This is a genomic window from Bacillus sp. CD3-5 (assembly GCF_006349665.1).
Taxonomy (GTDB): Bacteria; Bacillota; Bacilli; order Bacillales; family Bacillaceae_G; genus Bacillus_A; species Bacillus_A paranthracis.
Map to the genome: position 1 here is coordinate 59,986 of NZ_VEPX01000006.1, position 14,491 is coordinate 74,476.

Below are 14,491 nucleotides of genomic sequence, written 5' to 3' on the forward strand. Positions count from 1 at the left end.
TTTTTCGTTGTCCACACTATTGTATCATATGTATGAAACGACAAAATGCGTATATTTTTCATTTTTTTAACAAAATATTTATTTTATGTGTTTCATCAACTGTAGCTAACAAAATGGATTCAACTTCTGCGTTTTTCTCTAGAAATTCTCTCGCCCATTCTTCTGTTTTCCCTAATAAAGCAAGAACATCTTGCTGAATGCTCCCATTCTTTACTAATATAAAAGAAACTGGAGATTTTTTTCCTGCCACTTTTAGATCAAGTCGGGAAACTGCCTCATATTCTGGATACCGAAATATAGAAACGACACCGTTCGCTTCCCATAATGCTAATTTGATCGTTTGAATATCGCTCACATTTCGCATACGAAGTTCTGAAAATAAATATTCCACCGTAATTCTCGCTTTTTTCAAATTGCTAAAATTAATGGAGCCATTGTGTATAAGAATGATAGGTGCTGGCTCTAAAAAGCGTCTCCATCTATCCCATTTCAACATTAAAACTGAACTTATAATATGAAGTACAACGAGTATAAACGTTGTAATCATCGAGCCCATTAATCCTACTTTTTCATCAGACAATGCGTTAGAAATATTCCCGCCAAGCAATAACACCAATACAACATCTAAAAAGCGAAGTTGTGCGATGGACCTTTGCCCCATTGCTTTCGCAACTAATATTAAAAATATGTATGCTATAATAGCCCGAATAACCCATTCACTATTAGAAAGATGCCGTGCTCCTTCAAAAATATGCATATGCATCACTTTGCACTCCTTACATCCCAAACTGCGAGTCTGTTTTAGTTTGCAACGTTTATGAGTATATATGTAAAAAAGCTGGTTCGTTTAAAAACGAACCAGCTTTTTTTACTTAACGGAAAACATATACTTTTTATACGTTTTTCGTACCGATAATATGAGACCCATCATAATCATATTCGAGAACAAGGAACTTCCCCCATACGATAAGAAAGGTAATGCAATCCCTTTTACAGGCATTAATCCAACAATCATACCGATATTTTGGAATATTTGAACCGTTAATATCCCAATCGATCCAGCACATAATAATGTACCGAATAAATTATCAGCAGAATAACCGATAATAATTGTTCTATATAGTAGTAATAGGAACAAGAATACAACTAACGCTGCTACGATAAATCCACCTTCTTCGGCAATTGTAGCGAAAATAAAGTCTGTATGCTTCTCAGGGATATAAACATTCCCTTCGCCAAACCCTTTCCCTTCCATACCGCCACTACCTACAGCTAAAATTGATTGCTGTGTTTGATAACCTTGATCTGTATGTTCAAATGGATCTAACCAACCTAAAATACGTGATTGTTGGTGCGGTTTTAGTAGCGTAACTAACTTATTAAAGAAGAAATCCTCATACCTTACGTAAATAAATATTAACGTGGATAGTATGGTGACTGGAATAACTGTACATAACGCTATCAATTTCTTCTGAATACCTGACATAAACAAAATACATGCAATGGCAGCAGCGTATAAGAACACCATCCCCGTATCCGGTTGGCTATATACAACAGCCATAGGCGGGAGGGATACTAGCATAATTTTACCTACTAATTTTAAGTCCGTTTGAAATGTCCTTGCCATATACTGCGCATTATGTTTCACTGCTATACTTGCTACTACGAGAAGCAATGAAATTTTGAAAAACTCAGATGGCTGAATTTGTCCAACTAGTGGAAATACAAACCATCTTTTTGCACCTAATTTTTCAGGTGTGAAATTGGAAACCGGTAGTATTTTCAAAAGAATAAGTGAAGCAAATCCAACGATATAAAGTGGCCAAGACAATTTTTGTAATTGATCTAAGTCGATGCTTGCAACAAGCAATAACAATACAACCCCAATTATGTAGTTCAAACCTTGTTTCATCGCAAAGTTTGCCTCTCCATATTGGCCAGTTTGCTGACTGCTATATATAGCAGCTATACTTGTAACACATAATGCTAACAAAATTAAAATTAATTTTACATCTAAACTTTTTAGAAACTCGGTACTTCTTTTCATGACATCCTCCTGAAACATTGTTACAGCAAAATAAAAAACCAGGAGTCAACATTCCTCATGTTTTGACGACTGATTACACATTATCTATAAAACACTTATATAGAATAACTCTCTTTTTCATACAATACAATATATTATACTACAGTTTCGTCAGTAAGATTTGCCAAAAAAATTATTCTTTTCTTATTTTATATCCATATACCATATATCAGCAATGTATTTTCATAAATTCCTAATACATAATCGTTCATTGTAAGATTAATGGGAAAGGTATTATACATATAGTAGGATGTAGATGAAGAAATAAGATAATAAAAAGCTCGCATAAGCGAGCTTTTTATTTAATATACAGATGTATTATGTTCTGACGTATTTTCTAAAATTTCTTTTACACGTCCTAAGAACTTACCACAAATTAAGCCATCTAGTACACGGTGATCAAGTGATAAACATAAGTTAACCATGTCACGAGCACCAAACATGCCATTATCCATAATTACTGGGCGTTTTACAATTGATTCAACTTGTAAAATAGCCGCTTGTGGGTAATTAATAATACCCATAGATTGAACAGAACCGAATGATCCTGTGTTATTAATTGTAAATGTTCCGCCTTGCATTTCGTCCGCTTTTAACGATTTCGTACGTACTTTTCCTGCAAGTTCTGTAATTTCACGAGCGATGCCTTTAATTGTCTTCTCGTCCGCATGTTTAATTACTGGTACAAATAGTTCGTCCTCTGTTGCAACAGCGATAGAAAGGTTAATATCTTTCTTCTGAACGATTTTATCGCCAGCCCACATTGAATTAATTTGAGGGTATTCTTTTAACGCTTGTGCTACTGCTTTTACGAAGAAAGCAAAGAACGTTAAGTTAAAGCCTTCACGCTTTTTGAAATCACCTTTAATTGAATTACGGTATGACACAAGGTTTGTCACATCTACTTCAATCATCATCCAAGCGTGTGGCGCTTCGTGTTTACTACGTAACATGTTCGCTGCGATTGCTTTACGCACACCTGTTACTGGAATTTCGATATCGCCAGGCATTGTTGGTACAGAAACTGGTTTCGCAGATTCTACTTTTTGCGCTACTGGCGCTGCTTTTGGTGCTTCTGGACGCGCTTCTACTACAGCTGCTACCGTTTCCTCTTTCTTCGCCGCACCTGCTTGCGGAATATTTCCAGATTCCACTAGCTTTAAAATATCTTTACGAGTGATACGGCCGTTTGCTCCCGTACCTTCTACTAGATCTAAATCAACGTTATGTTCACCTGCAAGTTTTAACACAGCTGGTGAAAAACGAGGTTTTCCATCAGTTGGTTGTTTTGCTTTCGGTGCTTTTTCAGGCGTAGCTACTTCTGCCTTTGGTTCTTCTTTTGTTTTTTCCTCAACAGCTGTTGCTGCTACTTCATCTGCACCTTCTACTTGAATTACACAAACTACTTCACCTACAGCTAACGTATCACCTTCACTAGCGATTAACTCTTTCACAATACCAGTGAAAGAAGATGGTACTTCAGCGTTTACTTTATCAGTCATTACTTCTGCAAGCGGATCATATTTATTTACGTGATCGCCAACATTAACGAGCCATTTACTAATTGTACCCTCTGTAACGCTCTCCCCGAGCTGAGGCATTGTAATATTTTCTACAGCCATGTATAGTCCCCCCGATTAAAATTCCGCAAGCTCGCGCATTGCTTTTTCAACTTTATCTGGATTTACCATAAAGAATTTTTCCATTGTTGGTGCATATGGCATTGCTGGAACGTCTGGACCTGCAAGACGTGCGATTGGTGCATCTAAATCAAACAGACAGTTTTCAGCAATAATTGCTGCCACTTCACTCATAATACTTCCTTCTTTATTGTCTTCTGTTACAAGAAGAACTTTACCTGTTTTAGAAGCTGCTTCAATGATTGCTTCTTTATCTAATGGATATACAGTACGTAAATCAAGAATGTGTGCAGAGATGCCATCTTGCGCTAACTTTTCAGCCGCTTGAAGAGCAAAATGAACACATAATCCGTATGTGATAACAGTAATATCATCACCTTCACGTTTTACATCTGCTTTTCCGATTGGTAATACGTAATCATCTTCTGGCACTTCACCTTTAATTAAGCGATATGCACGTTTATGCTCAAAGAATAATACTGGATCTTCATCACGAATTGCAGCTTTTAGTAAGCCTTTTGCATCATATGGTGTAGAAGGGATAACGATTTTTAAACCAGGTTGGTTTGCAAACATCGCTTCTACAGATTGCGAATGATACAATGCACCGTGAACACCGCCGCCAAATGGCGCACGAACTGTAATTGGACAAGTCCAATCATTATTAGAACGGTAACGAATTTTTGCTGCCTCAGAAACAATTTGGTTTACTGCTGGCATGATGAAATCCGCAAACTGCATTTCAGCGATTGGACGCATTCCATACATTGCTGCACCAATTGCGACCCCAGCGATTGCAGATTCTGCAAGTGGTGTATCTAGCGCACGATCTTCACCAAATTGATCATATAATCCGTGTGTCGCTTTAAATACGCCACCTTTTTTACCAACATCTTCACCTAAAACGAATACTTTCTCATCGCGTTCCATTTCCTCGCGCATTGCTAATGTAATAGCATCAATATAAGACATTACAGCCATGAAACGTTCCCCCCTATTCTGCGTATACGTGCTTCAATGCATCTTCAGGTGCTGCATACGGAGCATTTTCTGCATATTCTGTTGCTTCGTTTACGATATGCATAATTTCGTCTAACATTTGTTTTTCAGATTCCTCAGTTAACACGCCAACCTCTTTTAAATAAGCAGCAAATGTTACAATTGAATCATTTTTCTTCGCTTCTTCTACTTCTTCTTTATCACGATAAACACGATCATCATCGTCACTTGAATGTGCTGTTAAACGATATGATACTGTTTCAATTAAAGTTGGACCTTCACCACGGCGGCCACGGTCTGCTGCTTCTTTTACAGCTTTATATACTGCAAGCGGATCGTTTCCGTCTACTGTATATCCAGGCATACCGTATCCAATTGCACGGTCTGATACATTTTTACATGCTAATTGTTTTTCAACTGGAATAGAGATCGCGTATTTATTATTTTCACACATAAAAATAACAGGTAACTTGTGTACGCCAGCAAAGTTTGCACCTTCATGGAAATCACCTTGGTTGGAAGAACCTTCACCGAATGTAACAAACGTTACTAAATCTTTCTTTTCCATTTTTCCAGCTAATGCAATACCAACTGCATGTGGTACTTGCGTTGTTACTGGAGATGAACCTGTCACAATACGATTTTTCTTTTGACCGAAGTGACCAGGCATTTGACGACCACCAGAGTTTGGATCTCCAGCTTTCGCGAAACCAGATAGCATCAGTTCTTTCGCTGTCATACCAAACGCTAGTACAACACCCATATCACGGTAGTATGGTAATGCATAATCTTTCTCTCTATCAAGAGCAAATGCTGCTCCAACTTGTGCTGCCTCTTGTCCTTGGCAAGAAATTACGAATGGAATTTTACCAGCACGGTTTAATAACCACATACGTTCGTCAATTTTACGTGCAAGTAACATCGTACGGAACATTTCTAATACTTGCTCATCACTTAAGCCAAGCTCTTCATGGCGCTTTTCTTTTACTTCTGCCATTTTTCATAACCTCCTAAATCCACATTTTTATGCGTGTAACGCTTTTCCATCTACAGCTAATGCTGCTTCACCAATCGCCTCAGATAATGATGGATGCGGATGAATTGTATGTGCTACTTCCCAAGGTGTTGCATCAAGTACTCTTGCAAGACCCGCTTCAGAAATCATATCTGTTACATGCGGTCCAATCATATGAACACCGAGAATATCATTTGTTTCTTCATCAACTACAAGTTTTACGAAACCATCTGATTCGCCGTATACAAGCGCTTTTCCGATTGCACGGAATGAGAACTTACCTACTTTTAGCTTATAGCCTTTTTCTTTCGCTTCTTGTTCTGTTAAACCGACAGAAGCAACTTCCGGACTGCTATATACGCATTTTGATACCATAGAATAATCAATTGGTGTAACTTCTTTACCAGCAATATGTTCTACTGCAACAATTCCTTCATGAGAAGCAACGTGAGCAAGCTGTAAGCCACCGATTACATCACCGATTGCGTAAATATGAGATTCTTTCGTTTGATAAAACTCATTTGTTTGAATGTATCCTTTTTCCACAACGATATCCGTATTCTCTAAACCAATATTTTGCGTATTGGCTTGTCGTCCTACAGATACAAGCATTTTTTCTGCTTTAAATTCTTTATTCTCACCGTTATGTTCAGCTTGAATTGTTACTCCATTATCTTTTACCAATGTTTCTGGTAATACTTTTGCACCAGTTACCACTTTAATACCTTTTTTCTTGAATAGACGTTGCATTTCTTTTGAAACGTCTTGGTCTTCTAGTGGTAGTATCGTTTTCGCATACTCTAATACTGTAACTTCTACACCGAAGTCAGCAAGCATAGATGCCCACTCAATACCAATTACACCGCCACCAACGATAATAATCGAGCTAGGAAGCGTTTCCATTTTTAGGGCATGATCGGAAGACATTACATACTCTCCGTCTAATTCTAAACCTGGTAATGAATTCGGACGAGAACCTGTTGCAATAAGTACATTTTTTGGAATTAACATTTCATTCTCTTCTCCACTTGCAAGTTCAACTGAAATTGTCCCTGGCATCGGAGAGAAAATAGATGGGCCAAGAATACGGCCAATACCTTCAAACACATCAATTTTACCTTGTTTCATTAAGTGCTGAACACCTTTATGAAGTTGCGTTACAATCTTCTCTTTACGCTCTTGTACTTTCGCAAAGTTTAGTTCTACATTACTTGCAATAACTCCGAACTCTTCGCTTTTTTTAGCAGTTGCGTATACTTCCGCACTACGTAAAAGGGCTTTACTAGGAATACATCCTTTGTGTAAACAAGTACCACCAAGATTTTCTTTTTCAACAAGTGCAGTTTTTAACCCTAGTTGTGATGCACGAATTGCAGCAACATATCCACCAGTACCGCCGCCAACGATGACTAAATCATATTCTTTTGCCATTATCTCAACCCCTAGCTACCGTTTCTTTTTCACGTACAATATATTCTTTTGGAGCTTCTTCTTCACGTAGTACACGAAGTGCCCCTTCTGCTAATGCTTGTAATTCATCTTCTCCTGGATGTACGATAACATCTGCAATCCAGTCTACTCGTTCTTTTATTTCATCAACAAGGATTTTACTGTAAGCAAGTCCACCAGTTAATACGATTGCATCGATTTTCCCGTGAAGTACAGCGCTAGCTCCGCCAATCTCTTTTGCAACTTGATATGCCATAGCTTTATAAATAAGAGTTGCTTCAGGATCACCTTTTTCAACCATTTGTTCTACTTTAATCGCATCATTTGTACCGATAAGACTTACAAGTCCACCTTGTCCGACAAGTTTTTTAATCATTTCATCTCGGTAATACTCACCAGAGAAACACATTTCTACTAGTTGCCCTACTGGTACTGTACCAGCGCGCTCTGGACTAAATGGGCCTTCTCCGTTTAAACCGTTATTTACATCGATTACTCTTCCTTTTTTATGAGCACCAACTGTAATACCGCCGCCCATATGTGTAACTAATAAATTTAAATCCTCATATTTGTGATTTAACTGTTCAGCTACTTTACGAGCAACTGCTTTTTGATTTAAAGCATGGAAAATACTTTTGCGTTCCATACCAGCAATACCACTTATACGAGCAATAGGCTCCATTTCATCTACAACGACAGGGTCTACAATGAATGCCGGAATATTTAATCCAGAAGCTATTTCATATGCTAAAATGCCCCCAAGGTTTGAAGCGTGATGACCGCTAAAACCATTTTTTAAATCTTCTAACATCGCATCGTTTACTGTGTATGTTCCGCCTTCGATTGGACGAAGTAATCCCCCACGGCCACAAACTGCGTTTAATTTTGAAATGTTAATACCGTGAGAATGTAGAACTTCTAAGATCGTTTCTTTACGAAACTCATATTGGTCGATAATTCGCTTATATTTTCCAATCTGTTCTTCGTCATGACGAATAGTTTCTTCTAAAACGGGTCTTTCATTATCAAAAACACCAATTTTTGTGGATGTACTACCCGGATTAATAACAAGAATTCGATTTACAGACACTGTTGCTACCTCCACTAATAAATTCAAAAGGAGGTGGAAACCTCATAAGAGGTAACCACACCTTTTGTAAAAGTAATATATGAATGATTAGCGACGGCTAATAATGTCGTGACCGTTGCGTAAGTATGTGCTACGAGAGTTTTTCAAGCTTGCAATGCGCTCTTCAGCTAGACGATCAGCTGCTACATAAGTTGCAATGCCATCGCGTTTTGAAATTTCGATTACTTTTGCAATTGTGTCATAAATTGATTCTACGCGTTTTAATGCACGTTCTCTATTGTATCCATATAACTCGTCTGCTACGTTAATTACGCCACCTGCATTAATTACATAGTCTGGTGCGTATACAATACCCATTTCATGAATGATGTCGCCGTGACGATCTTCTTTTAATTGGTTATTTGCAGAACCTGCAATTACTTTTGCTTTAAGTTGTGGAATAGTTTCGTCATTAACTGTTGCGCCTAATGCACATGGTGCGTAAATATCACATTCAACACCGTAAATTTCATTTGGCTCAACTGCTGTTGCACCGAATTCTTCTACTGCACGTTGTACAGCTTCTTTATTAATATCTGTAACGATTAGTTTTGCGCCTTCAGCGTGTAAATGTTTGCATAGGTGATATGCTACGTTACCAACACCTTGAACAGCAATTACTTTTCCTTCTAAATTATCAGTACCGAAAGCCTCTTTCGCAGCAGCTTTCATACCACGATAAACACCGTATGCAGTTACTGGAGATGGATTACCAGAAGAACCGAATGATGGTGAAATACCTGTTACAAAGTCAGTTTCTTCGTGGATAATATCCATATCATCTACTGTTGTACCAACATCTTCAGCTGTAATGTAACGTCCGTTTAGTCCTTGAATATAACGACCTAATGCACGGAACATTGCTTCGCTCTTATCTTTACGTGGATCACCGATAATTACTGTTTTCGCACCACCTAAGTTTAAACCAGCTGCTGCGTTTTTATATGTCATCCCTTTTGCAAGACGCAATGCATCTTCAATCGCCGCTTCTTCAGAATCATATGTCCACATTCTTGTTCCACCAAGAGCAGGTCCAAGTGTTGTATCATGAATTGCAATGATTGCTTTTAAACCTGATTCTTTATCTTGACAAAATACCACTTGCTCATAATCATATTTTTCTAAGTATTCGAAGATTTCTAATGCCATTGTCGTTTCCCCCTAATGTTTTACCCTATTTGGTTTATTTTGAAGCAGTGGCAACTGCCAATGCTAATGAATATACTTTTGTTTCTGCTGAATCAGCACGAGATGTTAAAACAATCGGTGCTTTTGCGCCAGCAATCATTGCTCCTACTTTTGCATCCGCAAAGTATACGAGTGATTTATATAGCACATTTCCAGCTTCAATTGTTGGGACGAGTAAAATGTCTGCCTTACCTGCTACGTCACTTACTATGCCTTTATGTTCTGCTGCAATTTGTGATACTGCATTATCTAAAGCAAGTGGTCCATCAACGACACAATTTTTAATTTGTCCGCGGCGATTCATTTGAGTTAACATCGCTGCATCAATTGTCGCTTGCATCGCAGGATTCACAACCTCTACCGCTGCAATTGGGGCTACCTTCGGCAAATCAATTCCTATTGCCCGGGCAACTTCTACAGTATTTTGTATAATAGCAGCTTTTTGTGTTACATCAGGTGCAATGTTCATTGCTGCATCTGTAACAAAAATGAGACGATTGTAGTTTGGAACTTCAAATGCTGCAACGTGTGAAAGTACGCTACCTTTACGAAGTCCCCACTCTTTATTTAATACAGCTTTCAAAATATTTGCTGTTGGGATGTTCCCCTTCATAAGCACATCTGCTTCGCCATTTCTTACAGCTTTAACAGAAAGTTCTGCAGCCTCAGCACTTGACTGTGTTGCAATCACTTCAATATGTTCTGAAGTTTGTAAACTATGTTCTTGTAGCATCCCCATTATTTTTTCTTGATTTCCATATAGACGAAATTGAGCTAGCTGTAATGTAATTGCTTTCGCTACAGCTTCAATTACTTCATGATCTTCAGCTACTGCTACAGCCACAGTTTTTTTAGGCTGGCCTGCCGCTTGATCAATTAAGTGTTCTAACTTCATATTTTGTAATCAACCCTTTCCGTCGTCCCTCGTCTTTTTATTAAGCAAATACCGTGCCAACTTTTTAAAGTGGTCTTACCAATAATGAAAACGCATTCAAAACACAGTAAAATCAATACTTTGGAAAATAACAAAAGATTCTGTCTTATTTTGTCGCTTTTTGTATACCATGCAATAAATTGCATGGTACGCAATTTATTGCATGCTATTTTTTGCACACTCATATTTTTCTAGCTTGTAATATAAATTTCGAACCGAAATCCCTAACGCTCTGGCTGTTTGTGTTTTATTTCCACCAAATCTCTCTAAATATTCATGAATGATATTCCCTTCAAACTCCGTCACTAAATGCTCAAGTGGCTTTTCTTCTAACTCAGGTAATAAATGAGCTTGCTTTGACTCCACCTGCTCTTCGTTATGTAATGGCGGTAAATGTTGTACATCTATATAGGTCTCGTTATAATTCATAAAGATTATAGCTCTCCCCAAAATATTTTCAAGTTCCCTCACATTTCCTGGCCATTCATATGATTGTAAATATGAAATAGCCGAATTAGTGAGTCCCTCTATATTTCGGCCATAATCTTGGTTAATTTTTTGAATTAACCTGTCTGCGATTGCCGGTATATCCCCTTTACGCTGACGAAGAGATGGGATTTGAATTGGAATTTTATTTAATCGATAATATAAATCCTCCCTAAACTTCCCTTCTAGAATGGCTTTTTCTAAATTCACGTGCGTCGCTGCAATTACTCTGACATTGATAGGAATTGCTTTCGTTCCACCAACTTTTACAATTTCTTTCTCTTGCAAAACGCGAAGGAGTTTCGCTTGCGTATTTGCAGATAGTTCCCCTATTTCATCTAAAAAGATGCTGCCGTTATTCGCTTCCTCAAAGAATCCACGTTTTCCCCCTCTTTTCGCACCAGAAAATGCCCCTTCCTCATAACCAAACAATTCACTTTCTAACAACGTCTCCGAAATAGCCGCACAGTTTACACGAACAAACTTATTATATTTCCGATTACTTCCATTATGGATAGCATGCGCAAACAATTCTTTACCTGTCCCCGACTCCCCGCGTAACAACACTGTTGCTGGTGTATTCGCCCCCAGTTTCGCCTGTTCAATAGCAGCCGTTGTTTCATCTGAATTTCCGACAATGTCATCAAATGAATATTTTGCTTCTAACGTTCGAATAATTTGCCTCGCTCGATTCAATTCATTTGTTAACTTTTGAATTTCTGATACATCACGAATTACACCAACGCTTCCTTTTAATATTCCATCTACAATGACCGGTGCTACATTTACAATTACGTCTCGCTTTTTTTGGCCAATCTTCATATGTATTCCTCGTACCGCCCTACGTGTTCGAAGAACTTTCATATGCATACTTTCACCTTCTACAATATCGGTTGTAGCCGGCTTTCCAATAATGTCCTCTTCTGTTAAACCTGTTAATTTCGTATATGCAGGGTTAATTACTAATCCTCGACCTTTTTCATCCACGACCGAAATAGCTTCCTCAGACGAGTTAATAATCGCCTCAAGTAACGTTTGAATCTCCTTTAAATCTGTAACTTCTTCCGCAAGATCTACAACCTCTGTTATATCTTTAAAAATCGCAAATGCCCCTTGCACTTCTCCTCCCTCTTTTAATATTGGAATACGGGTTGTAATAATTTTCTTTCCATTCTCAAGCGTCAATTCATAATTTACTTCTATTTGTTTCGTACGTATAATACGAAGCAACTTACTAGTCGGAATAACTTCTAAAATATATTTCCCTACCGCATCTTCTTTTTTATACCCGATAATACGCTCTGCACTTTTATTAAATAGGCGAACTTGTCCCTCTCGATCAATCACAATCATACCGTCATGCGTAGAATTTAAAATCAGATCACCTTGCTGCGTTTGCTCTTCTAACTTTCCAATTAAATCTTCCTTCTCATGTGCTAATCTCGTAACAATCTTTGCAATATCACCTGGTATAAGAAGAGTATCTTTATGCTTTTTCTTTAATAAATCTTTATGTAAATCATCGTCACCTGTCATATCAAACATTACATCAATGTGCATAGAAAGAAATGGAGTCACACTCTCTCCAATTGCAATCCCGTATTCCTTTGCCATCTGTAACCCTTTTGCTATCGGATTTATATCAATAATCCCTATAATTTGAAATATATTCGAACTCTGTAACAGACGCAGCAGTGTACTACCACCTTCACCTGCACCAACAATTAAAACTTTTTGTTTCATATATTACACTTCCTCTCGGAGTATCTCTGCAAAATTTTTCACACCCTTATCTTACTCGTTCAGCCCCCTCTTGACAAACCCCCTTTTCATATAACATCATTAAAATAAACAAAATAATCTGAAAAGGAGCGTTTATATGCAGCGTTACCTTGCTCTATTATTAGCACTCATCCCTATTTCATTAGCTGTGTTTGGCATTAAGTTAATGAGAGATACCGTATTTGGGATTTTATTTCCTCCACTCTCTATACTATGGTTACAATTTTTAATCGGGGCTCTCTGCTTCGCGCTCGGATTTTATATCTTTGGTGGTTTCGTCTTACACCGAGATCGTAAACGAAATAAAGTACAAGCTCGCTTTCGAAGATAGGATAGGAAATCTCTACTATTTGCAAATAAAAAAATGAGACCGTTACAAGCGGTCTCATTTTTTTATTTGCAATAACGTTCTTGCCGTTTCAGGATAATCCGTAATAATCGCCGAAATATTCATATCAAAATATTTACGCATAAGTGTTTCTTCATTAATTGTATAGGGCCGAACTTCTACATCACTTTCCATCGTTAATTCAGCAATGGCATCTTGAAGGTAACGATAATTCGGATGCACCGCAGTAGCTCCCATCTTTTTTGCATATGCCCACGGGCTATGCAGGCCTTCGCGATATAAAATCGCTGTTTGAATATCAGGAGCCATCATATGACACCTTTTCATACTGTAGTGATTAAATGAAGAAAATATAACACGATCTTCTAAATTAAATTTCCGTACAAGCGTTATAACTTCTTCTTCTAAACCTCTGTATGGAATTTTATTGTTTTTAAGTTCAATATTAAGTAGCAACTCTGTTTTTTCAATCCATTGTAACACCTCTTCTAAAAGAGGTATTTTACAAAATCCTACTTTATCACCAAATTTATAGCTCGCATCTAATTTACATAAATCCTCATATAAATAATTTCGAACCGCACCTTTTCCATTCGTTGTCCGGTCCACTGTTTCATCATGAATGACGACAACCTTTCCGTCTTTCGTTAATTGAACATCAAGCTCAATTCCATCTGCCTTAAAAGATTCAGCTGCTTCAAATGAAATCATCGTATTTTCTGGGTATGTTCCCGCTGCACCACGATGTGCAAATATAAGAGTCATCCTCACTCCCCCAATCTTATGCTATACTATACGAAAAAGGAGGTACTTCTATGAGACCATTACAAATTTCTCCAGACACTGCAGTCCGCCTATCAAAAGCACTAGGTGTTCCACTTGAACAACTTATGCATATGCCGCAGCACATTTTAATTCAAAAGTTAGTTGAATTAGAAAAACAAAATAAAGACGAAGAATAATACAGTCCTGTTTCACAGGACTTTTTATTATTTTCTATTATATCACGGATGACTTGCTTGCTAAAATCCCTCATTGGATATACCATGATTCAATTTAACCTTCACTTCGAACATGTACAATAAAAAGACCAACGAATTCTAACATTCATTGGTCATTAATTAAAAAGTTCATTGGTTTTAAATTTACTATCGAGTATACATTTCAAGAATTATTAAGCTTTATTAAAACTTAAATCCCTTACTTCTTCTATTCTCAGCTAGCCTTATGTTCAAGTCTCAGCTTATCCGCAACCATTGCGCTGAACTCTGAGTTCGTAGGTTTTGCTTTTGACATAGATACTGTATAACCGAAAGCTTTAAACGTTGATATATATACGTTTCTAACATTTTCTTTTCGTCCAATAAATACGTTAAATTTCACGCCCTTTATTGGTTTCGTTTTTCTTAATTCATTGGTAACATTACATTACTA

13 protein-coding genes and 1 pseudogene are annotated in these 14,491 nt (G+C 37.5%); 2 read left to right on the top strand and 12 right to left on the bottom strand.

What is annotated here, in order from left to right; genetic code table 11:
- Positions 1–58 precede the first annotated feature (58 nt).
- The 10 genes from FH036_RS13600 to FH036_RS13655 form a co-directional block, all read right to left on the bottom strand.
- A complete protein-coding gene (locus tag FH036_RS13600; RefSeq protein WP_139895879.1) occupies positions 59–763 on the bottom strand; it encodes a DUF421 domain-containing protein in 705 nt (234 codons plus the stop codon).
- Positions 764–868: 105 nt separating this feature from the next.
- Positions 869–2,047 carry an FtsW/RodA/SpoVE family cell cycle protein gene (locus tag FH036_RS13605; RefSeq protein ID WP_000831200.1) on the bottom strand — a complete coding sequence of 393 codons (1,179 nt, stop codon included), beginning with the start codon at positions 2,045–2,047 and terminating at the stop codon, positions 869–871.
- Positions 2,048–2,388: 341 nt separating this feature from the next.
- Positions 2,389–3,708 (bottom strand): dihydrolipoamide acetyltransferase family protein, encoded by a 1,320-nt coding sequence (locus FH036_RS13615; RefSeq protein ID WP_044793832.1) that lies wholly within the window; start codon positions 3,706–3,708, stop codon positions 2,389–2,391.
- A gap of 15 nt (positions 3,709–3,723) precedes the next feature.
- The gene (gene bfmBAB / locus FH036_RS13620; RefSeq protein ID WP_000290076.1) at positions 3,724–4,707 is read right to left on the bottom strand and encodes a 3-methyl-2-oxobutanoate dehydrogenase subunit beta; all 984 of its coding nucleotides are present in this window, start codon (positions 4,705–4,707) and stop codon (positions 3,724–3,726) included.
- Positions 4,708–4,720: 13 nt separating this feature from the next.
- Positions 4,721–5,722 carry a 3-methyl-2-oxobutanoate dehydrogenase subunit alpha gene (bfmBAA, locus tag FH036_RS13625; RefSeq protein WP_000852555.1) on the bottom strand — a complete coding sequence of 334 codons (1,002 nt, stop codon included), beginning with the start codon at positions 5,720–5,722 and terminating at the stop codon, positions 4,721–4,723.
- A 27-nt stretch (positions 5,723–5,749) separates the two neighbouring features.
- Positions 5,750–7,171 (bottom strand): dihydrolipoyl dehydrogenase, encoded by a 1,422-nt coding sequence (gene lpdA, locus FH036_RS13630; RefSeq protein WP_001051291.1) that lies wholly within the window; start codon positions 7,169–7,171, stop codon positions 5,750–5,752.
- Positions 7,172–7,175: 4 nt separating this feature from the next.
- Positions 7,176–8,279, bottom strand: a complete 1,104-nt coding sequence (buk, locus tag FH036_RS13635) for a butyrate kinase (protein ID WP_000115774.1) — start codon at positions 8,277–8,279, stop codon at positions 7,176–7,178.
- 87 nt (positions 8,280–8,366) lie between these two features.
- Entirely contained in the window at positions 8,367–9,467 is a 1,101-nt protein-coding gene (locus FH036_RS13640) for a leucine dehydrogenase (RefSeq protein WP_001162675.1), read from the bottom strand.
- Between the two features lie 34 nt (positions 9,468–9,501).
- Complete coding sequence (yqiS, locus tag FH036_RS13645) at positions 9,502–10,401, bottom strand: phosphate butyryltransferase (RefSeq protein ID WP_000763079.1); 900 nt, start codon at positions 10,399–10,401, stop codon at positions 9,502–9,504.
- A 195-nt stretch (positions 10,402–10,596) separates the two neighbouring features.
- Entirely contained in the window at positions 10,597–12,669 is a 2,073-nt protein-coding gene (locus FH036_RS13655) for a sigma-54 interaction domain-containing protein (protein ID WP_000811007.1), read from the bottom strand.
- A 136-nt stretch (positions 12,670–12,805) separates the two neighbouring features.
- Here FH036_RS13655 and FH036_RS13660 point away from each other — a divergent pair, with 136 nt between their 5' ends.
- Positions 12,806–13,039 (top strand): DUF2627 domain-containing protein, encoded by a 234-nt coding sequence (locus FH036_RS13660; RefSeq protein WP_001190187.1) that lies wholly within the window; start codon positions 12,806–12,808, stop codon positions 13,037–13,039.
- A gap of 54 nt (positions 13,040–13,093) precedes the next feature.
- On the opposite strand, the gene FH036_RS13665 is transcribed toward FH036_RS13660, so the two are convergent.
- Positions 13,094–13,822 (bottom strand): glycerophosphodiester phosphodiesterase, encoded by a 729-nt coding sequence (locus FH036_RS13665; protein ID WP_044793830.1) that lies wholly within the window; start codon positions 13,820–13,822, stop codon positions 13,094–13,096.
- Positions 13,823–13,872: 50 nt separating this feature from the next.
- Here FH036_RS13665 and FH036_RS13670 point away from each other — a divergent pair, with 50 nt between their 5' ends.
- Positions 13,873–14,019, top strand: a complete 147-nt coding sequence (locus FH036_RS13670) for a YycC family protein (RefSeq protein ID WP_001247671.1) — start codon at positions 13,873–13,875, stop codon at positions 14,017–14,019.
- A 253-nt stretch (positions 14,020–14,272) separates the two neighbouring features.
- On the opposite strand, the pseudogene FH036_RS27415 reads toward FH036_RS13670, so the two are convergent.
- Positions 14,273–14,371: pseudogene (locus FH036_RS27415) on the bottom strand (sporulation transcription factor Spo0A); the annotation flags it as partial.
- Positions 14,372–14,491 lie beyond the last annotated feature (120 nt).

Coding starts and splice junctions, on each gene's coding strand:
- FH036_RS13600 (WP_139895879.1), bottom strand. CDS start 763: ATGCATATGCATATTTTTGAAGGAGCACGGCATCTTTCTAATAGTGAA.
- FH036_RS13605 (WP_000831200.1), bottom strand. CDS start 2,047: ATGAAAAGAAGTACCGAGTTTCTAAAAAGTTTAGATGTAAAATTAATT.
- FH036_RS13615 (WP_044793832.1), bottom strand. CDS start 3,708: ATGGCTGTAGAAAATATTACAATGCCTCAGCTCGGGGAGAGCGTTACA.
- bfmBAB (WP_000290076.1), bottom strand. CDS start 4,707: ATGGCTGTAATGTCTTATATTGATGCTATTACATTAGCAATGCGCGAG.
- bfmBAA (WP_000852555.1), bottom strand. CDS start 5,722: ATGGCAGAAGTAAAAGAAAAGCGCCATGAAGAGCTTGGCTTAAGTGAT.
- lpdA (WP_001051291.1), bottom strand. CDS start 7,171: ATGGCAAAAGAATATGATTTAGTCATCGTTGGCGGCGGTACTGGTGGA.
- FH036_RS13640 (WP_001162675.1), bottom strand. CDS start 9,467: ATGGCATTAGAAATCTTCGAATACTTAGAAAAATATGATTATGAGCAA.
- yqiS (WP_000763079.1), bottom strand. CDS start 10,401: ATGAAGTTAGAACACTTAATTGATCAAGCGGCAGGCCAGCCTAAAAAA.
- FH036_RS13655 (WP_000811007.1), bottom strand. CDS start 12,669: ATGAAACAAAAAGTTTTAATTGTTGGTGCAGGTGAAGGTGGTAGTACA.
- FH036_RS13660 (WP_001190187.1), top strand. CDS start 12,806: ATGCAGCGTTACCTTGCTCTATTATTAGCACTCATCCCTATTTCATTA.
- FH036_RS13665 (WP_044793830.1), bottom strand. CDS start 13,822: ATGACTCTTATATTTGCACATCGTGGTGCAGCGGGAACATACCCAGAA.
- FH036_RS13670 (WP_001247671.1), top strand. CDS start 13,873: ATGAGACCATTACAAATTTCTCCAGACACTGCAGTCCGCCTATCAAAA.